Source organism: Corallococcus sp. M7 (assembly GCF_054512695.1).
Genome location: NZ_CM137252.1, coordinates 1,256,002 through 1,274,281, shown reverse-complemented (window position 1 = coordinate 1,274,281; position 18,280 = coordinate 1,256,002). Strand labels below are relative to the sequence as shown.

Below are 18,280 nucleotides of genomic sequence, written 5' to 3'. Positions count from 1 at the left end.
CGTCAGAGAATATTTGACGCCCCCTGGCCCTCTTGGCAGGAAGGGACATGCGCTCCAAGAAAACCAAGTTCATCTTCGTGACGGGCGGCGTGGTCAGCTCGCTGGGGAAGGGACTGGCCTCCGCATCCATTGGCGCCCTCCTCGAGAACCGCGGGCTGGACATCACCCTCATCAAGCTGGATCCCTACATCAACGTGGATCCGGGCACGATGAGCCCCTTCCAGCACGGCGAGGTCTTCGTCACCGAGGACGGTGGCGAGACCGACATGGACCTGGGCCACTACGAGCGGTTCACCCACGCCCGGATGAGCCGCCTCAACAACTTCACCTCCGGCCGCATCTACAACGCGGTCATCACCAAGGAACGCCGTGGCGAGTACCTGGGCAAGACCGTCCAGGTGATTCCGCACGTCACGGATGAGATCAAGGCCAGCATCCGCCAGGCCGCCCAGGACGTGGACGTCGTCATCGTGGAGGTCGGCGGCACGGTGGGCGACATCGAGTCCCTGCCCTTCCTCGAGGCCATCCGCCAGATGCGCTACGACGTGGGCAGCCAGAACGCCGTCTACATCCACCTGACGCTGCTGCCGTACATCGGCGCCGCGGGTGAGGTGAAGACCAAGCCCACGCAGCACTCGGTGATGAAGCTGCGCGAGATCGGCATCCAGCCGGACTTCCTCCTGTGCCGCACCGACCGGGAGATCTCGCGCGAGCTGAAGGACAAGATCGCCATGTTCTGCAACGTGGACAACGGCAACGTGTTCACGTCCCCGGACGTGCGCAGCATCTACGAGCTGCCCCTGGAGCTGCACCGCCAGGGCCTGGATGAGCGGCTCGCGGAGGTGCTCAACATCTGGAGCCGCGCGCCCCACCTGGAGAAGTGGGAGACCATCGTCCGGAAGATCTACGAGCCCGCGCGCGGTGAGGTGACCGTCGCCATCGTGGGCAAGTACGTGAACCTCACGGAGAGCTACAAGAGCCTCAACGAGTCCCTGCTCCACGGCGGCATCGCCAACGACGTGCGCGTGAAGCTGCGCTTCGTGGACAGCCAGGACGTGGAGGCGCAGGGGCCGGAGAAGACGCTCGCGGGCGTGGACGCGGTGCTCGTGCCCGGCGGCTTCGGCGTGCGCGGCACGGAAGGCAAGATCGCCGCGGTCCGCTACGCGCGTGAGAACAAGCTGCCCTTCTTCGGCATCTGCCTGGGCCTCCAGATGGCCGTGGTGGAGTTCAGCCGCACCGTGCTGGGCCTCAAGGGCGCCAACAGCCTGGAGTTCGACGAGCACACCGCGCACCCCGTGGTGACGCTCATGGAGAGCCAGGTGAAGGTGCAGGACAAGGGCGGCACCATGCGCCTGGGCAGCTACGCCTGCGCGCTCAAGCCCGGCAGCGTCGCGCACAAGCTCTACGGCCAGGAGTCCATCCAGGAGCGCCACCGCCACCGCTACGAGGTCAACAACGCCTACCGCGGCCGCCTCCAGGAGGCCGGGCTCGTCATCTCCGGCCACAACCCGGAGCTGAACCTGGTGGAGATGATTGAGCTCGCGGACCACCCGTACTTCGTGGGCTGCCAGTTCCATCCCGAGTTCAAGAGCAAGCCCTTCGCCCCCCACCCCCTGTTCTCCGGCTTCATCGGCGCGGCGCTCGCCCAGCGCGACGCCACCCGCAGCCAGGTCCCCGCGGCCGCCCCGGTGCGCTCATGAGCAACACCCCCTCCATCGAGCTGTGCGGCCACAAGGTCGGCCCCGGCCAGCGCCTCTTCGTCATCGCCGGCCCGGACAGCATCGAGTCCGAGGAGATGGCCCTGCGACACGCCCACCTGCTCAAGGGCATCACCCAGCGGCTGGGCGTCCCGTATGCCTTCAAATGTTCCTATGACAAAGCCAACCGGACCAGCGGCAAGTCCTTCCGCGGTCCGGGTTTGAAGGAAGGTCTGAGAATCCTGGACCGTGTCCGGCGGGAGGTGGGAGTGCCCGTTCTCACGGACGTCCATGAAACCAGCCACGTCGGGCCTGCCGCTGAAGTCGTGGATATCATCCAGATACCGGCGTTCCTCTGCCGGCAGACAGACCTCGTGGAGGCGGTGGCCCGCTCGGGCAAGGGGGTGAACTTGAAGAAGGGACAGTTCGTCGCCCCCAAGGACATTGTCCACTCGGCGCGAAAGGCCGTGGAGGCGGGCAACCCCAACGTGCTCGTCACCGAGCGCGGCTCGTCCTTCGGCTACAACAACCTCGTCGTGGACATGCGCGGCTTCGCCCAGATGCGCGAGGCCGGCCTCGTGGTCTGCATGGACGCGACCCACGCGGTCCAGCTCCCCTCCTCCAGCGACGGAAAGACAGGCGGCGAGCGGAGGTTCGTCTCACTGCTCGCCCGCAGCGCCGCTGCCGCCGGGATTGACGCTTTATTCACAGAAGTCCACGAAGACCCCGACCGTGCCCTGTGTGACGGTCCGTGCTCGCTCAATCCACAGATGTTCGAGGACGTGGTACGAGATGTGCTCAGCATCCGCCGCGCGCTGGGTCACGAAGCCAGTTGATGCATGCGAAAGGTGAGGAGGCCATGTCGACGGAAGCGCCTTCCAAACCGGGCAAGGAAGAGCTGACGTCCCGTGCGTCGCGCGTGCGTCTGCTCGTGTTCGACGTGGATGGCGTCCTCACCGACGGCGCGCTGTACTACGGCGACAACGGCGAGGTGATGAAGCGCTTCAACGTGAAGGACGGCCATGCGCTCGTCATGGCCCGGCTGGTGGGCCTGCCCGCCGCCATCCTCACCGCGCGCTCGTCCCGCATCGTCGAAGCGCGAGGCCGAGAATTGGGCTTCGCCGCCATCTTCCAGGGCCGCAAGGAGAAGGGTCCCGCCTTCCTTGAATTGCTCGACCAACTCCAGATACCCGCGAATCAGTGCGCGTATATGGGAGACGACCTGAACGACCTGGACCCCATGTCACTCGCGGGGCTTTCCGCCTGTCCGGCGGATGCCGTTCCAGAGGTGCGCCAGGAAGCAGACTTCGTTACGACGAACGTGGGCGGTCACGGAGCCGCCCGTGAGCTTGTGGAGCTGTGCCTCCGTGCCAGTGGCCGTTGGGAAGACGCCGTGGGTCTGATGAGAAGCACAGATAAACGCAGCACGTCGTAGGGTGGGTTGATCAAACCCCGCATTCAAGGTAGGTGTTTATTTCCATGGCTAGTGGAACGATGCAGTCCGAGGGGAGTACGGCGATGACGGACCAGCTCTACACGACGCACGACATCAGTCGGTTGCTTCAGGTGGACCCGTCGACGGTGAGCAAGTGGATTGACCGCGGCATCCTGATGGCCTTCCGGACTCCGGGCGGCCACCGCCGGGTGCGTTCGACGGACCTGCGCACCTTCCTGGTCACCCACCAGATGCCCGTGCCCGAGGAGCTGGGCAGCAGCACGGTGCGCCTGCTGGTCGTGGACGACGAGCGCCCGGTGCTGGACGCCATCAAGCGCGCGTTCAAGCCGCACGCGAACCAGGTGGAGCTCCAGACCACCACGAGCGGCGTGGAGGCCCTGCTGCTCGTCTCCGAGCAGAAGCCGCACGGGATGATCATCGACCTCAACATGCCGGACATCGACGGCATCGAGGTCTGCAAGCGCATCCGCGCGCGCAAGCAGATGGAGGGCGTGCGCCTCATCACCATGACGAGCAATCACTCGCCCGACGTCGTGGAGCAGTCCAAGCAGGCCGGCGCGGTGGCGTGCCTGGCCAAGCCGCTGGACGTCACGCAGGTGATGGAGCTGTTCCGGGTGCCGCTGGCGCTCAACACCAGCGCTGCTCGCAAGTAACAGGGCGGGGGCTTCCGCCGGCCACCGCGGAAGCCCTCGGGTCGTACGGATGCTTGCGGGAGTCGCCGCGCCTCGTGTCAGCGAGGGCAGCGGCCTCCCTGATGGGGTGTTGATGCACGTGCATCAACCCTGGACCTTCACCTCGACGACGCGGGGCTTGGTCTCCTCGCGGCGCGGCAGGGTGAGGGTGAGCACGCCATTGTCGTAGCGGGCCTCCACGCGGGTCGCGTCCACCGTCTCCGGCAGGCGGAACTGGCGCGCGTACACGCCCGAGGCGCGCTCCTGGCGCCGCAGGGTGCTGCCCTCCGGCACGGTCTCGGCCTTGCGCTCGGAGCGCACGGTCAGCACGCCGTCTTCCACCTTCACCTGGATGGCCTTGGCGTCATGGCCCGGCAGGTCCACGCGCAGCGTGATGCCGGACTCGGCCTCCAGGATGTCCGCCGCGGGCGTGACGGTGCGCTCGGCGTCGTTGCGGACGCCCAGCTCGCGGAAGAGGAAGTCGAAGTCGCGCAGCAGCGGGTGGGTGACGGCGGCGTTGTTGAAGGGATAGCGAGCGGTCAGCATGGTCTTCTCCTGTTCGTGACGTCCCTTGGGACGCACGTCGTGCGGGTTCACAGTCGTTGTTGAATCGGCGTCCGGGGCCCCGTTCCTCGGGGGTGCCCGGCAGCGCCTCACAAGACTCAAGAGAACCATGCTTCGGGACGTGTCAAGCAACGCCCCCGCACGTCCTGGAGCCCCCGCCAAAGGCCTTCGTGCCTGCCCGCCTGCCCTCCTTCCGGGAGGGCGCGCTCAGTCGTCGTCGCGGCCCAGGGTGACGGCGGCGCCGTCGTCATCGCGGGTGACGCGCACCTGCCAGGGGCGGCAGCAGACGGGGCAGTCCTCCACGTAGGACTCGGAGGAGGCGCCCAGCGAGTCCACGTCGACTTCGACCTCTTCACCGCAGTACGGGCACATCTGGGTGGCGGCGTCCGCGAATGGCTGCATGGTCCAGCCTCCTTGCCTTCAGAGCGTGTTCGGTGACGTGGACTGAGCGTCCGCGCCATCAGACGCTAGAATCCCCACCCCATGGCTCCCCCTTCCCGGAATCGCATCGCGGACATCCTCGTCAAGGCGCGCGTCATCGACGAGTTGCAGCTACGCAGCGCGCTGGCCTCGCTGGACCAGTGGGGCGGACGCGTGTCGCGCGTCGTCGCGGACCTGGGCCTGGCCTCCGAGGAGACCATCACCCAGGCCATCTGCCAGGGCCTGGGAATGCCGCGCGTGCAGCTGGGCAACCTGACGAAGGACGCGGCGGCGCTCGCGCGCGTGGACGTGGGGCTCGCCGAGCAGAAGGGCGTCTTCCCCGTGCAGCTCAAGGACAACGGGAAGACGCTGGTGCTGGCGATGTCCGACCCCACGGACCTGGCCACGTTGGACCAGGTCGCGGCGCGCAGCCGCGCCCGCGTGGTCCCCATGGTGGCGGGCGACCGTGAAATCGAGCACGCCATCCTGCGCCACTACCGCGGCCAGGAGCCGGTGGAGAAGAAGCGCTTCAAGCCTGACTCCGCCAAGCAGCAGTCGCAGGACGAGCTCCCGGAGGAGGAGGAGTTCAAGGTCGTGGACATGAGCGGCAAGACGGTCGTGAAGCGCATCAGCGACATCGTCGACCCGAACGCCGCGCCGCCGCCCCCCGCCGCCCCCGCTCCCGCCGCGCGCGCAGCCCCCGCTCCCGCCGCGAGCGCGGGCTCCAGCGCCTCGGACATCCTGGATGAAATCCTCGCGGGCGGCACGCCCACCAACGAGTGGACGGAGGAGGACCTGGCCCGCCTGCAGACGGTGCAGCAGAACCAGGAGAAGAGCTCGAAAATCCTCCGCGCCCTGCTGGAACTCGTCTTCGAGAAGGGCACCGTGCAGCAGCGCGAGCTGGCCACGCGCATGCGCGTCTGAGCCTGTCTGTCGTTGTCAGCCCACCTCGCGCAGCTCGCGCGCGGTGAGCCCCAGCAGCGTGAGGATGGTGTCCAGCCCGCCGGCGGAGATGGACGTGTCTGCGGCCTCGCGCAGCTTCGGCTTGGCGCGGAAGGCGATGCCCAGCCCCGCCTTCTCCAGCATCAGCAGGTCATTGGCCCCGTCCCCCACGGCGATGACCTGCTCCAGCAGGATGCCCTCCTGCTTCGCCAGGGTCTCCAAAAGCTCCGCCTTGCGGCGCGCGTTGACGATGGTGCCCACGGTGCGGCCGGTGAGCTTCCCGTCCTGGACCTCCAGCGCGTTGGAGTACGCGAAGTCGATGCCCAGCCGATTCCGCAGCGCCTCGGCCGCCACGGAGAAGCCGCCGCTGATGACCGCGGTGCGGTAGCCCAGGCGCCGCAGCACGCGGATGAGCGTCTCCGCGCCCTCGGTGAGCGGCAGGTTCGCGGCCAGGTCCTGCAGCACGCGCGCGTCCAGCCCGGCGAGCAGCGCCACGCGCTGGCGCAGGGACTCGTCGTAGTCCATCTCCCCGTGCATCGCGCGCTCGGTGATGGCGGCCACCTTCGCGTGGACGCCGTACGCGCGCGCCAGCTCGTCGATGACCTCGATGCGGATGAGCGTGGAGTCCATGTCCATCACCACCATCCGCTTGCCGCGCCGGTAGAGGCTCTCGCGCTGGAGGGCCACGTCGAACGTGGGGCTCGCCATGGACAGCGCCAGCAGCGCGCGCTTGAGCGCCGCCGTGTCCGCGTCCGGCGGCAGCGTGACGTGCAGCTCCACCGACGCGAGCGGCGTCTCGCTCAGCCGGGTGATGCGCTCCACGCGCGCGTTGCCCGCCACCAGCTGCCGCGTCAGCGCATGCACGTCGTGCACGCCCAGCGCCTTGCCCACCGCGGTGACGACGTAGCGCAGCGGCTCCGGCTCTGGAGACGTGATGGCCGGAGGCACCGCGCGCACGTCCACCGTGACGCCCAGCTCGCGGGCCAGCTCGGGGAGCTCCTGGAGGGACTCGCCGCCGGGCAGGCGCACCCAGAGGGCCAGGGTGAGCAGGCCCTGCACCACCACCTGCTCCACGTCGAGCAGCTCCGCGCCCGCTTTCGCGAGCAGGCCGGTGAGGCGGGCGGTGGTGTCGGGGCCGTCCCTTCCGGTGACGGTGAGGAGGACGCTGTCAGAGGGGCGCGTGGACATGGGCGCGCCGCAGTCTGACAGGTCTTCCACTGGGACGGGCGAGCCTCGCGAGGAGGCCCGCCTGCCCGGTCTACAACTACTCCTGCGGATCCGACGACAGGATGAGCGCGCCGCGGTCCAGGTACTCGCGCTCCGGGAAGGCCTTGTAGAAGTCCGCCAGCATCGCGTCCACGTCCGGATAGCGCTGCTCGCGCCGGTCCTGCGTGGCCTTGTCGAAGAGCTGATCCAACCCGCTGGGCGCCTCCGGGTTCACCTCCGACGGCAGCGGCGAGCGGCGGCCCGGAATCTGACCGGTGAACATCTCGTAGAGCAGGATGCCCAGGGCGTACACGTCCGCGGCGGGACCCGCCTCCTGGACGCCCTTGTTCATCAGCTCCGGCGCCATGTAGACCATGCCGCCCGTGCCCACGAACACCTGGGGCATGCCCTTCGTCGCGTCCACTTCCACCACGCGGCTCATGCCGAAGTCCGCGAGCTTCGCGTTGCCGTACGCGTCGAAGAGGACGTTCTCCGGCTTGATGTTGTGGTGGGTGAGCCCCGCCGCGTGCGCGGCCTTCAGGCCGTACGCCAGCTGCAGGAAGGTGCGCAGCGCGTGCTGCACGTCGATGCCCTTGCCGCCGGACGCCTCCAGCCGCTCCTTCAGGCTGCCGCGCATCAGCTCCACCACGAAGTAGGGCCGCGCCGAGTCCACGTTCTGGTCGATGATCTGCACCACGCCCGGGTGGCGCACCTGCGCCTGCGCGCACAGCTCCTTCTTCAGGCGCTTGAGGACCTCACCGCGCTGCAGGAAGGAGAAGTAGCCGAAGATGTCCTTCAGCTCCTTGATGCAGATGTCCAGCCCCAGCGCGTTGTAGCGGCCCTTGAAGACCGTCCCCAGCGGCCCCGTGCCAATGGGGTCGAACTTCTGGTAGCGCAGGTCCAGGTCGCTGGAGCCCTTCGCGGCGGCCGCGGCGGCGGCGGCGTGGGGAACCGGGGCTGCGGGAGCGGAGGGCGTGGCGGGAGGGGGCATCGGAGCGGGCGCGGCGGCGAGCGGAGGGGTGATGATGAGCGGTTGGGACGCGCTGGGAACCGGCGCGGTCACCACGACGGGCTGGGACGCGGCGGGCTGGGGCGCGGGCGCGGGCGGCAGTCCGATGAAGGTCTCCCGGCGTCCTTCCGCCGGGCCCTCCTGGCGGAACGCCGGCTGGGGCTGCGGCGTCGCGATGGGCGGCGGCGCGGCGGACTGCATCTGGGTCGCGACCTGCCCCAGATCCAGCGCCGGCATGGCCACGCGGTGCGTGCGCGACGGCGGCACCGGCGGCGGCCCCACCTGGGACTGGCCGGAGGCCCCGGCCGAGGAGGACGGATCCACCTCCGCCTCGTCCAGGAGCAGCTCTGGCGGCGGCGGCGGGACGCTCATCGGTTCGTCCTCGTCCAGCGGACGGCCGATGTGCGTGGCGTCCTCCGCGGGCAGGAGCTGATCCGCGAAGAAGTCGTCGACCTCCGACGCGAACCGGTCCTGCAGGTCCCCCTCCACCACCCGCTCACCCTGTTCGGTGAGCTTCAGCTGGGCCTCGCGGTCCATGGCGATGTAGTGGAACTTGCGCAGGAAGAAGAAGTAGCTGTCGAACTCCAGCGAGACGGACGGCTCGAGGGCGGCCTTCACGTCGGCCAGCTTGTTCGAGCGTCCCAGGCGGCCGTTCTCCCGCAGATTCTGCAGGATGAGCAGCGCCTCGCCACTGACGGTGTCACGATGGATGGCGGGCTTCGTCATGGGTGCGCGGACTCTACGCGGCACCCGCCCGGCGCTTCAATGTCTGCCGCGTCGAAGCTACCGGATGCGCAGGAGCTGCTTCACCGTCTCCAGCACTTCCACGAACCGAACGGGCTTGCGCAGGTAGATGTCCACCCCCAGCTGCATCGCCCGCTCCTGGGCCTCCTTGCCACCCGCGGAGATCGCGATGACCGGGATGCCCTTGAGCTCCTCCTCCTCCCGGATGCGCTCCACCAGGGCGAAGCCGTCCATCACCGGCATGTAGAGGTCCAGCATCACCAGGCTGAAGCGGTCCTCGCGCAGCCGCAGCAGGGCGTGGTGGCCGTCCGGGGCGAAGTGGACCTCCAGCGGGACCTTCCCGTGCAGATCGTTGCTCGCGAGCTTCTTCAGCACGTAGCTGTACATCTCGATGATGTGCGGGTTGTCCTCGACGATGAGCACACGGTACCCGTCCTGCTCCGAAGGGGTCACCGCGTTGTCGTTGGGTCCCGCCGCACTCAAGATGTCACCCAGTCGCCGCCGGTCCTGCTCGCTCTCCACACGGATGCCCACGCCGCCCGGCTGATCCGGCGCGGCGATGCGCACCCACGCCACCGTCCCGGCGACTTCTACCGGATCCAGCAGTCCCGGGAAAGAAAGAGCAAGCCGCAGCTCGTCCCCCACCGCGAACAGCTGCTCGGTCTGGACGAAGAACCCTCCGGCGGAGAGGTTTTCCGTCACGTCCCGCAGCGGCCGGCCATGGGCGTAGTCCACCCGGAGGATGGTGGGGATACGAGGGTGCTGCCGCTGGTCCGCAGGGTCCAGGCTCATAACAAGGGGTTGAAATCGCTCGGTAATTTGCTGAGGGCGGCCCAGTCTACCGCCGAGGGTTTATGTTGACAACGAAGCCATTGGAGCAATACGTACCGGCCCGCCATGGCGGAGCCCCTGTTCACTCCTGAAGAGCAGAAGAAGTTCGACGCGGGGATCGCGGAAATCCTCTCGCACTACCCCTCTGATCGCAAAAGCGCCGGCATGCTTCCCGCGCTGCGCCTGCTGCAGGACCTCAAGGGGTGGTTGCCTCCTGAAGGTCTGCGGCTGGTCGCGAAGAATCTGGAGGTCACGCCGGAGCGCGCCTACGAGGTCGCCAGCTTCTACGTGATGTACCACCTCAAGAAGCCGGGCAAGTACGTCATCGACGTCTGCACGAACCTCTCCTGCTCCCTCTGGGGCGCGGAGAAGATGCTCGCGTACCTGGAGCAGAAGCTGGGCCTCACCGCCGGGGAGACGAACGACAAGTTCACCCTGCGCGAGACGGAGTGCCTGGCGTCCTGCGGGACGGCGCCCTGCCTGCAGATCAACGAGGATCACCACGAGCGCCTGACCCAGGCGAAGCTGGACGCCATCCTGGCCCGGCTGTCGTGAGTCGCTCCTCCTCCCCCTCGATTTCCTAGGACGTTCATCCATGGCCTCTACGGCAAAGGCGGTCGAACCCGTCATCTCGGCGGCCTGGGGCAAGCCCCAGTCCTGGACCCTCGACAGCTACCGCTCGCGCGGTGGCTATGACGGCCTCAAGCGCGCGCTCTCCATGGAGCCCGCCGCCATCATCGACGAGGTGAAGAAGTCCAACCTGCGCGGCCGCGGCGGCGCGGGCTTCCCCACGGGCATGAAGTGGAGCTTCGTCCCCAAGGACAGCCCCAAGCCCAAGTACCTGGCCGTCAACGGCGACGAGTCCGAGCCGGGCACCTTCAAGGACCGCTATATCCTTGAGAACGACCCGCACATGATGCTGGAGGGCATCGCCATCGCGTCGTACGCGCTGGGCGTGCACACCTGCTACGTGTACCTGCGCGGCGAGTTCAAGTTCCAGGCGGAGCGCACCCAGGCGGCCATCGACGAGGCCTACAAGGCCGGCATCTTCGGCAAGTCGCTGATGGGCAAGGAGGGCTTCGCGCTCGACTGCTTCCTGGTCCGCGGCGCGGGCGCGTACATCTGCGGCGAGGAGACGGCGCTCCTGGAGTCCCTGGAGGGCAAGAAGGGCTGGCCCCGCCTGAAGCCCCCCTTCCCCGCGGTGGTGGGCCTCTTCGGCTGCCCCACGGTGGTGAACAACGTGGAGACGCTCGCCAGCGTGCCCCCCATCCTCGCCAAGGGCGCGGACTGGTACGCGAAGCTGGGCACGGACAAGTCGGGCGGCACGCACCTGGTCTGCCTGTCCGGCTCCGTGAACCGCCCCGGCGTCTACGAGGTGGGGATGCACACCACCATCCTGGAGCTGATCCACGACGACAAGTACGGCCAGGGCATGCCCAAGGGCCGCAAGGTCAAGGCGGTCATCCCGGGCGGCTCCTCGGCGCCGGTGCTGGGCGCGGACGAGCTGGACGTGGCGCTGGAGTTCGAGGCGCTGAAGATGAAGCAGACGATGGCCGGCTCCGGCGGCGTCATCGTGATGGACGACGCCACCTGCATGGTGCGCAGCCTCTGGCGCGTGGCCCGCTTCTACGCGGAAGAGTCCTGCGGCCAGTGCACCCCGTGCCGCGAGGGCACGCCGTGGCAGACGCGCCTCTTGCGCAAGATCGAGGAAGGCCGCGCGGAGATGAGCGACATCGACATGCTGTCGAACGTCGCCTCCTCCATCGCGCCCTACCCCCCCATCGGCCTGGGCAACACCATCTGCGCGCTGGGTGACGCGGCGGCGCTGCCCACGCACTCCTTCCTCATGCGGTTCCGGGACGAGTTCGAGGCTCACGTACGGGAGCACCGCTGCCCGTTCGGTGACCACCCCTGGGGTTCCTTCGGAGACTGGTCTTGAACATCGAATTGGTCCTCTTCGGCGTCTTCGCCGTCATGACGCTGCTGTCGGCGGGGCTGGTCATCACCGCGCGGAGCCCCATCAACTCCGCCATGGCCCTGGTGTCGACGTTCTTCTTCCTGGCCGGCATCTACGTGCTGCTCTGGGCGCACACGGTCGCCGCCGTGCAGGTGCTCGTGTACGCGGGCGCCATCATGGTGCTCTTCCTGTTCGTCATCATGCTGCTCAACCTGGGTGACGCCCCCCACCGCGGCAAGCCCACGGCGACGCGGCTGTTGGGCGGCGCCTCCGCGCTGGGCCTGCTGGCCGTGCTGGCCGTGACGCTGGGCCGGATGAACGCGCAGCCCGCGCAGCTGGACGCGAAGGGCCAGGCGGCGTTCGGCACCATGGCGGCCATCGGCGAGACCATCTTCACCACCTGGCTGCTGCCCTTCGAAGCGGTCAGCCTGCTCCTGCTGGTGGCCATGGTGGGCGCGGTGGTGGTGGCCAAGTCCCGCATCTGACCCTCGCGACCTTCCGGACAACCCAATGGTCCCCATCACCTATTACCTCCTGCTGGCCGCGGCCCTCTTCTGCATGGGCATGTTCGGCGTGCTGGTGCGCACCAACGCGCTGGTCGTCTTCATGTGCGTGGAGCTGATGCTCAACGCGGTCAACCTCACGTTCCTGGCCTTCGCGCGCATGCACGGCGAGGGTACCGGTCACGTGTCCGCCTTCTTCGTCATCGCCGTGGCGGCCGCGGAAGCGGCCATCGGTCTGGCCATCGTCATCGCGGTCTTCCGCAGCCGCGGGTCCGTGAACGTCGACGACATCCGGACGATGAAGCACTAACGCCCCGTCACCCCTGAGCACACCCATGGACGGATCCCTCGTCGAGTTCTTCAGAACCGCACCCATCCCCCCCGACGTGCTCAGCCCGTCGCTGGGGTTGATCATCCTGCTGCCGCTTCTGGGCGCGTTCGTGTGCGGCGTGTTCGGCAAGTGGCTGGGCCGGGCCAACGTGCACCTGGTGGCGTGCTCCGCCATCGCCGGCGCCTTCGTGCTGAGCCTGCTGGCCTTCTGGGCCACCAGCGACGCGGCCGGCGGGCGCGTGGTGAGCATGGCCAACCCGTTCGGCATCGAGCGGGACACCATCCGCTACGCCATCGCGCACGACTACGGGACGTGGTTCGCCGCCGGTGACTTCCGGGTGAACTTCGGCCTGCTGGTGGACCACCTGTCGGGCATCCTGCTGCTCATCATCACGGGCGTCGGCTTCCTCATCCACCTGTACTCCACCAGCTACATGGAGCACGACGATGGGTACTGGCGCTTCTTCGCGTACCTGAACCTCTTCGTCGCCGCGATGCTCACGCTGGTGATGGCCGACAACCTGGTCCTGCTCTTCGTGGGCTGGGAGGGCGTCGGCATGGCCAGCTACCTGCTCATCGGCTTCTGGTACACGGACAGCGCGAAGGCGTGGGCGGGCCGCAAGGCGTTCGTCACCAACCGCATCGGTGACTTCGCGTTCCTCATCGCCACGTTCCTGCTCATCCTCACGGTGGGCGCCTTCAACCGCCAGGCGGACGCGCGGGACTACAACGCGGCGTCCACGTCGCGCGCCCGCTACGAGCAGGGCATCTCCCAGAAGGGCCCCGTCACCTTCAAGGGCCTGGAGAAGCTGGCCCTGGCCCTGCCGGAAGGCACGGGCGGCGCGGTGTCCCTGGCCACGCCCATCGAGTCCGGGCCGCTGTCCGGCTACACCTTCGGCGGCGTGATGACGTCCATCATGCTGCTCTTCCTCCTGGGCGCCGCGGGCAAGAGCGCGCAGCTGCCGCTCTACGTCTGGCTGCCGGACGCGATGGCCGGCCCGACGCCGGTCTCCGCGCTCATCCACGCCGCCACGATGGTGACCGCGGGCGTGTACCTGTTCTGCCGCATGAGCGCGCTGCTCGTGCTGTCCCCCACCGCCATGGCGACCATCGCCATCGTGGGCGCGCTCACGTCGCTCCTGGCGGCGCTCATCGCGTTCGCTCAGGACGACATCAAGAAGGTGCTCGCCTACTCCACGGTGTCCCAGCTGGGCATCATGTTCATGGGCGTGGGCATGGGCGTCTTCTGGGCCGCCGCGATGCACCTGATGACGCACGCGTTCTTCAAGGCCTGCCTCTTCCTGGGCGCCGGCAGCGTGATGCACGGCAACGGGGACGAGACGGACATCAAGAAGCTGGGCGGCCTGTGGAAGGAGATGAAGTGGACGCACGCCACGTTCCTCATCTCCACGCTGGCCATCACGGGCATCTTCCCCATCATGTCCGGCTTCTTCTCCAAGGACGCCATCTTCCACGGCGTGCACCACAACCACCTGCACGGCCTGGAGTGGGTCTCCGGCTTCGTCTACGTGCTGGGCCTGCTCATCACCGCCTCCACGGCGTTCTACATGTCGCGCGTCTACCTGCTGACCTTCACGGGCAAGCGGTCCCCGGAGGCGAAGCTGGCGCACGCCCATGAGAGCGCGTGGCACATGACCCTGCCGCTGGTCATCCTGGCGTTCCTGGCCTTCATCACGTTCGTCTACGCCCTGCCCCTGATGCCCCGCGCGGGCGGCGGGATGCAGCCGGTGTTCGAGAACTTCCTGTCCCCCGTGCTGCGCCCGGCGGAGACGGTGGCCCGCGTGGCGGAGACCGTGAAGCTGGACACCAGCGTGCCCGGCGTCGGGGACTACGCCTTCGCGTGGATGTGGGCGCTCCTGGGCGGCGGCGCCGCGGCGTTCGCCTACCTGAAGTTCTTCCCCTCGCGCGTGGGCCAGCCGGTGCCGGCCTTCGCCCGCGCGGTCCGCCGCACGGCGCTCAACAAGTTCTACGTGGATGAGCTCTACGAGTTCATCATCATCCGGCCGGTGAAGTTCGTGGCCTTCATCCTCTTCCGCGTGGTGGACGCGCTCGTCATCGACACGGTGCTGGTGCGCGGCACCGCGTACGTCACGGAGAAGGTGGGCCTCGGGCTGCGCCGGCTCCAGACGGGTGACGCGCAGGCCTACGCCGCCATCATGGCGCTCGCCATCCTGGGCGGCGCGGTCTACGCCCTCGTGCAGGTGCTTTCATGAGCTTCTTCGACACCCACCTGTTGAACGTCGTCATCTACCTGCCGCTCGTCTTCGCGGCGCTGGTGCTCGCGCTGCCGGCCAGTGAGCATGGGCAGGTCCGCACCATCACCTTCGTGGGCATGCTGCTGGACCTGGTGTTCGGCGTCTGGGCGTACTTCCGCTTCGACCCGTCCGGCGCCGAGTTCCAGATGGAGTACCGCGTCCCGTGGTTCCAGCAGTTCGGGATGAGCTACCACCTGGGCGTGGACGGCCTGGCCGTGAGCCTGCTGCTCCTGACGGTGTTCCTGGGCCCGCTGGTGGTGCTCGCCTCCACCACGTACATCCAGCACCGCATCAAGGAGTTCCACCTGGCGCTGCTGGTGCTCCAGACGACGATGCTGGGCGCGCTGGCGTCGATGGACGTCCTGCTCTTCTACATCTTCTTCGAGGCCATGCTCATCCCCATGTACCTGATGGTGGGTGTGTGGGGCGCCGAGGATCGCCGCATGGCGGCGGTGAAGTTCTTCCTCTACACGCTGGTCGGCTCGCTGCTGATGCTGGTGGCCATCGTGGCCGTGTACTTCATCAGCGGTGGCCCGGGTGTGCGCTCGTTCGACTACGGCACGCTCTACAACAACCTGCTCGCCGCCAATCAGCAACTGGCCGCGTGCAGCAACGGTCCGGAGGGCGCTTGCGCGGGCCTGTCGGGTCTGGCCGCCACGCTGCACACCTACGGGCCGTGGATGTTCGCCGCGTTCGCGCTGGCGTTCGCCATCAAGGTCCCCATGTGGCCGGTGCACACCTGGTTGCCGGACGCGCACGTCCAGGCGCCGGTGGCGGGCTCCATGATCCTGGCCGGCGTGATGCTGAAGATGGGCACCTACGGCTTCTGGCGCTTCGCGATCCCGCTCTTCCCGGTGGCGGCCCACGCGGCCCGTCCGTTCCTCGCGGTGCTGGCGGTGATTGGCATCGTGTACGGCGCGCTGATGTGCCTGGCGCAGCGGGACATCAAGAAGCTCATCGCGTACTCGTCCGTCAGCCACCTGGGCTACTGCATGCTGGGCCTGCTCGCCGTCACCGGTGAGGGCGCCACGGGCAGCGCGTACCAGATGCTCAACCACGGCATCTCCACGGGCGCGCTGTTCCTCCTGTTCGGCTTCCTCTACGAGCGCCGCCACACGCGCCTGATGTCGGACTACGGCGGCATCGCCAAGGTGATGCCGGTGTTCACCGCGGCGTTCGTCATCATCACCTTCTCGTCGGTGGCGGTGCCGGGCACCAACGGCTTCATCGGCGAGTTCCTGGTGCTGATGGGCACGTTCAAGAGCAGCCTGCCCCTGGGCTTCGGCGCGTTCGCCACGCTGGGCGTCATCCTGGGCGCGGCGTACATGCTGTGGATGGTGCAGAAGGTGTTCTTCGGCAGCATCACGCACCGGGAGAACCAGCACCTGCGCGACATGAACCTGCGCGAGATGCTCACCACGGCCCCCTTCATCGTGCTGGTGGCGGTGATGGGCCTGATGCCCCAGCCCTTCCTGGACCGCATCGCTCCGTCCACGGACCGCTACGTGGCGCGCGCCAGCGTGGGCGCTCCGGGCGCCACCCAGGCGAAGGACGACCAGCTGCGCGTGGAGGTGATGTCGCTGCCCTCCACCGCCGCCGCGGCCCGCCCCTCCGTTCCCGCCGCGCCGCTCGCCGTTCGCGAGTAGGCCCCGAAAGACTCCATGAACCTGCCAAATCTCACCCTGGCGGATTTCCTCCCCATGCTGCCCGCCATCATCATGGTGGTGGCGGCCTCCGTCCTGCTGTTGTCGGAGGTGTTCCTCTCCGCGACGGCGTCCCGCGGCTACCAGGCGGTGCTCACCGTCGTGGCGGCGGTGGCCAGCGGCGCCGTCGCCGTGGGCCTGATGTTCGAGCCGCCGCAGGAGGTGTTCCTCGGCTTCGGCGTGTTGGACCCCTTCTCCAGCTTCCTCACCCTGGTGGTGAGCGTGGGCCTGGGGCTGGCGGCGCTGAGCGCGGTGGGCTTCCTGCGCAAGCGTGGCGCGGAGCGCGGTGAGTTCTACGCGCTGATGCTCTTCGCCTCCGCGGGCATGAGCCTGCTGGCGATGTCGTCGGAGTTCATCACCATCTTCGTCAACATCGAGGTGCTCTCCATCGCGACGTACGCGCTGACGGCCTACCTGCGCCGCGGCACGCGCCCCAGCGAGGCGGGCTTCAAGTACTTCATCCTGGGCGCCTTCTCCTCCGCCATCCTGCTGTACGGCACGGCGCTGCTGTACGGCGCCACGGGCACCACGAAGCTCAACGACATCGCGGGGCCGCTGCAGCAGGCGCTGTCCACGACCCCGGCGCTCGTCTACGTGGGCGCGGTGCTCATCGCCGCGGGCTTCGCGTTCAAGGTGGCGGCGGTGCCGTTCCACATGTGGACGCCGGACGTGTACGAGGGCGCCCCCACCCCGGTGACGGCGCTCATGAGCGCGGGCGTGAAGGCGGCGGCGTTCGCGTCGCTGGTGCGCGTGTTCGTCACGGTGGGCAAGGGCATGGACCCCAAGCTGCCGCTGATGCTCTTCGCCACGCTGGCGCTGCTCACGATGATCGCCGGCAACCTGATGGCGATTCCGCAGCGCAACGTGAAGCGCATGCTGGCGTACTCCTCCATCGCGCACGCGGGCTACCTGCTCCTGGGCGTGGCGGCGCTGTTCGTCGCGGCGCCGGGCGAGAGCTTCCGCCTGCTGTCCGCGTCGTCCCTGTCCGGTGGCACGCCGCTGGACGTGGCGCGCTCGGACGCGCTGCGCGGCATCCTCTACTACCTGCTGGCGTACACCTTCAGCGCGGCGGGCGCCTTCGCCATGGTCTCCGCGCTGGAGCGCCGTGAGGATGAAGAGAAGGGAACCGCCTGGGACCTGGAGCGCTTCGCGGGCCTCGCGCAGCGCCGTCCGGGTTGGGCGTTCGCCATGGCGGCCTTCATGCTGTCGCTGGGCGGCATCCCCCCCACCGTGGGCTTCATGAGCAAGCTGCTCATCTTCCAGGCCGCCATCGACGTGGGCCTGGTGGGCCTCACCGTGGTGGCGGTGCTCAGCAGCGCGGCGGGCGCGTATTACTACCTGCGCGTCGTGGTCTACATGTTCATGCACCCCGTCCCCGAGGGCGCGCAGCCGCTGGAGCGCAACTGGGGCACGGAGGCCGCGCTCGTCATCGCCACCGTCGCCGTGGTGCTGCTGGGCATCCTCCCCGGCCACGTCACCGACTGGCTCGCCCAGGCCGGCACGCTGTTCGGCCAGTAGCCTTCTCGCCGGCAGCTCGCGGCACTCGACGCCCGCCTCGGCCCCTGGCCCTGGCGGGCGTTGTCGTTGCGGGGCGTGGCACACGGCGTCATGGCCGCCCTGCATTGCAGAAGTGAAATGGATCCGCGCCGCGTCATGCGGGCGGTTGCAACGCTGCGACGATGCGGGGAGCGGAAAAGAAGGCGGCCCGGCACCCGTGAGGGTGTCGGGCCGCGGGTCTTCTCAAGGTAACGCACCGGAAGTGCTGAAAGGGTGGGGGGGAACCACTTTCAGCCTCGCTTCGATGCGTCCCGAGCTAACCCTTTAGCAGGTGCCATGCCAGGGCCCGTGCGAGACGAAAATCTAGAGTTCTCAGGCACTTGGACGACCGGGCAACAATCCCGCCCCATTGCAGCCCTGAAATCGCGTTTCAGGGATGAAAACAATCAACGAATTCAGGAGGTTGGTTTTTTC

The 18,280-nt window shown here is 68.2% G+C and carries 17 protein-coding genes; 12 read left to right on the top strand and 5 right to left on the bottom strand.

The annotated features are described in order from the left end of the window. The first annotated feature begins 47 nt into the window (after positions 1-47). The 4 genes from ACX114_RS05270 to ACX114_RS05255 are packed head-to-tail and all read left to right on the top strand — an operon-like array spanning position 48 to position 3,806. Positions 48-1,700 carry a CTP synthase gene (locus ACX114_RS05270; RefSeq protein WP_459295344.1) on the top strand — a complete coding sequence of 551 codons (1,653 nt, stop codon included), beginning with the start codon at positions 48-50 and terminating at the stop codon, positions 1,698-1,700. Beyond that, positions 1,697-2,533, top strand: a complete 837-nt coding sequence (kdsA, locus tag ACX114_RS05265; RefSeq protein ID WP_459295342.1) for a 3-deoxy-8-phosphooctulonate synthase — start codon at positions 1,697-1,699, stop codon at positions 2,531-2,533. The genes ACX114_RS05270 and kdsA overlap by 4 nt, the downstream gene beginning before the upstream one ends. Before the next feature lie 23 nt (positions 2,534-2,556). Then, entirely contained in the window at positions 2,557-3,132 is a 576-nt protein-coding gene (locus ACX114_RS05260) for a KdsC family phosphatase (RefSeq protein ID WP_459295340.1), read from the top strand. A 44-nt stretch (positions 3,133-3,176) separates the two neighbouring features. After that, on the top strand, positions 3,177-3,806 hold the full coding sequence (locus ACX114_RS05255; protein ID WP_459295338.1) for a response regulator: 630 nt from the start codon (positions 3,177-3,179) through the stop codon (positions 3,804-3,806). 123 nt (positions 3,807-3,929) lie between these two features. Here ACX114_RS05255 and ACX114_RS05250 read toward each other — a convergent pair whose 3' ends face one another. Together ACX114_RS05250 and ACX114_RS05245 are read right to left on the bottom strand one after the other, a co-directional pair. Continuing rightward, the gene (locus ACX114_RS05250; protein ID WP_206799523.1) at positions 3,930-4,370 is read right to left on the bottom strand and encodes an Hsp20/alpha crystallin family protein; all 441 of its coding nucleotides are present in this window, start codon (positions 4,368-4,370) and stop codon (positions 3,930-3,932) included. Between the two features lie 225 nt (positions 4,371-4,595). Continuing rightward, complete coding sequence (locus tag ACX114_RS05245) at positions 4,596-4,790, bottom strand: CPXCG motif-containing cysteine-rich protein (protein ID WP_206799525.1); 195 nt, start codon at positions 4,788-4,790, stop codon at positions 4,596-4,598. Positions 4,791-4,871: 81 nt separating this feature from the next. Here ACX114_RS05245 and ACX114_RS05240 point away from each other — a divergent pair, with 81 nt between their 5' ends. Next, positions 4,872-5,732: a GspE/PulE/PilB domain-containing protein gene (locus ACX114_RS05240; RefSeq protein WP_459295335.1), complete on the top strand. Its 861-nt coding sequence runs from the start codon at positions 4,872-4,874 to the stop codon at positions 5,730-5,732. A gap of 15 nt (positions 5,733-5,747) precedes the next feature. On the opposite strand, the gene serB is transcribed toward ACX114_RS05240, so the two are convergent. The 3 genes from serB to ACX114_RS05225 form a co-directional block, all read right to left on the bottom strand. Further along, positions 5,748-6,938, bottom strand: a complete 1,191-nt coding sequence (gene serB, locus ACX114_RS05235) for a phosphoserine phosphatase SerB (protein WP_459295333.1) — start codon at positions 6,936-6,938, stop codon at positions 5,748-5,750. Between the two features lie 76 nt (positions 6,939-7,014). Further along, positions 7,015-8,691 (bottom strand): serine/threonine-protein kinase, encoded by a 1,677-nt coding sequence (locus ACX114_RS05230; RefSeq protein ID WP_459295331.1) that lies wholly within the window; start codon positions 8,689-8,691, stop codon positions 7,015-7,017. 57 nt (positions 8,692-8,748) lie between these two features. Next, the gene (locus ACX114_RS05225; protein ID WP_427288783.1) at positions 8,749-9,501 is read right to left on the bottom strand and encodes a TIGR02266 family protein; all 753 of its coding nucleotides are present in this window, start codon (positions 9,499-9,501) and stop codon (positions 8,749-8,751) included. A gap of 105 nt (positions 9,502-9,606) precedes the next feature. Between ACX114_RS05225 and ACX114_RS05220 the strand changes: the two genes are divergently transcribed. The 7 genes from ACX114_RS05220 to ACX114_RS05190 are packed head-to-tail and all read left to right on the top strand — an operon-like array spanning position 9,607 to position 17,827. After that, positions 9,607-10,095 (top strand): NADH-quinone oxidoreductase subunit NuoE family protein, encoded by a 489-nt coding sequence (locus ACX114_RS05220; protein ID WP_120527358.1) that lies wholly within the window; start codon positions 9,607-9,609, stop codon positions 10,093-10,095. 40 nt (positions 10,096-10,135) lie between these two features. Next, positions 10,136-11,479: an NADH-quinone oxidoreductase subunit NuoF gene (gene nuoF / locus ACX114_RS05215; protein ID WP_459295328.1), complete on the top strand. Its 1,344-nt coding sequence runs from the start codon at positions 10,136-10,138 to the stop codon at positions 11,477-11,479. Further along, positions 11,476-11,982 (top strand): NADH-quinone oxidoreductase subunit J family protein, encoded by a 507-nt coding sequence (locus tag ACX114_RS05210; RefSeq protein ID WP_459295326.1) that lies wholly within the window; start codon positions 11,476-11,478, stop codon positions 11,980-11,982. The genes nuoF and ACX114_RS05210 overlap by 4 nt, the downstream gene beginning before the upstream one ends. 25 nt (positions 11,983-12,007) lie before the next feature. Further along, positions 12,008-12,310, top strand: coding sequence for an NADH-quinone oxidoreductase subunit NuoK (nuoK, locus tag ACX114_RS05205; protein ID WP_120527355.1), 303 nt, complete (start codon positions 12,008-12,010; stop codon positions 12,308-12,310). Positions 12,311-12,335: 25 nt separating this feature from the next. Beyond that, on the top strand, positions 12,336-14,564 hold the full coding sequence (gene nuoL, locus ACX114_RS05200; protein WP_459295323.1) for an NADH-quinone oxidoreductase subunit L: 2,229 nt from the start codon (positions 12,336-12,338) through the stop codon (positions 14,562-14,564). After that, positions 14,561-16,252, top strand: a complete 1,692-nt coding sequence (locus tag ACX114_RS05195) for a complex I subunit 4 family protein (RefSeq protein ID WP_459295321.1) — start codon at positions 14,561-14,563, stop codon at positions 16,250-16,252. The genes nuoL and ACX114_RS05195 overlap by 4 nt, the downstream gene beginning before the upstream one ends. A gap of 15 nt (positions 16,253-16,267) precedes the next feature. Next, positions 16,268-17,827: an NADH-quinone oxidoreductase subunit N gene (locus tag ACX114_RS05190; protein WP_459295319.1), complete on the top strand. Its 1,560-nt coding sequence runs from the start codon at positions 16,268-16,270 to the stop codon at positions 17,825-17,827. The last annotated feature ends 453 nt before the right edge of the window (positions 17,828-18,280 follow it).

What these genes read in the sequence shown, in the direction of transcription:
- ACX114_RS05240 (WP_459295335.1), top strand. Translation starts at nt 4,872, where the DNA reads ATGGCTCCCCCTTCCCGGAATCGCATCGCGGACATCCTCGTCAAGGCG.
- ACX114_RS05195 (WP_459295321.1), top strand. Translation starts at nt 14,561, where the DNA reads ATGAGCTTCTTCGACACCCACCTGTTGAACGTCGTCATCTACCTGCCG.
- serB (WP_459295333.1), bottom strand. Translation starts at nt 6,938, where the DNA reads ATGTCCACGCGCCCCTCTGACAGCGTCCTCCTCACCGTCACCGGAAGG.
- ACX114_RS05245 (WP_206799525.1), bottom strand. Translation starts at nt 4,790, where the DNA reads ATGCAGCCATTCGCGGACGCCGCCACCCAGATGTGCCCGTACTGCGGT.
- nuoK (WP_120527355.1), top strand. Translation starts at nt 12,008, where the DNA reads ATGGTCCCCATCACCTATTACCTCCTGCTGGCCGCGGCCCTCTTCTGC.
- ACX114_RS05220 (WP_120527358.1), top strand. Translation starts at nt 9,607, where the DNA reads ATGGCGGAGCCCCTGTTCACTCCTGAAGAGCAGAAGAAGTTCGACGCG.
- ACX114_RS05190 (WP_459295319.1), top strand. Translation starts at nt 16,268, where the DNA reads ATGAACCTGCCAAATCTCACCCTGGCGGATTTCCTCCCCATGCTGCCC.
- ACX114_RS05270 (WP_459295344.1), top strand. Translation starts at nt 48, where the DNA reads ATGCGCTCCAAGAAAACCAAGTTCATCTTCGTGACGGGCGGCGTGGTC.
- ACX114_RS05250 (WP_206799523.1), bottom strand. Translation starts at nt 4,370, where the DNA reads ATGCTGACCGCTCGCTATCCCTTCAACAACGCCGCCGTCACCCACCCG.
- nuoF (WP_459295328.1), top strand. Translation starts at nt 10,136, where the DNA reads ATGGCCTCTACGGCAAAGGCGGTCGAACCCGTCATCTCGGCGGCCTGG.
- ACX114_RS05230 (WP_459295331.1), bottom strand. Translation starts at nt 8,691, where the DNA reads ATGACGAAGCCCGCCATCCATCGTGACACCGTCAGTGGCGAGGCGCTG.
- kdsA (WP_459295342.1), top strand. Translation starts at nt 1,697, where the DNA reads ATGAGCAACACCCCCTCCATCGAGCTGTGCGGCCACAAGGTCGGCCCC.
- ACX114_RS05225 (WP_427288783.1), bottom strand. Translation starts at nt 9,501, where the DNA reads ATGAGCCTGGACCCTGCGGACCAGCGGCAGCACCCTCGTATCCCCACC.
- ACX114_RS05255 (WP_459295338.1), top strand. Translation starts at nt 3,177, where the DNA reads ATGGCTAGTGGAACGATGCAGTCCGAGGGGAGTACGGCGATGACGGAC.
- nuoL (WP_459295323.1), top strand. Translation starts at nt 12,336, where the DNA reads ATGGACGGATCCCTCGTCGAGTTCTTCAGAACCGCACCCATCCCCCCC.
- ACX114_RS05260 (WP_459295340.1), top strand. Translation starts at nt 2,557, where the DNA reads ATGTCGACGGAAGCGCCTTCCAAACCGGGCAAGGAAGAGCTGACGTCC.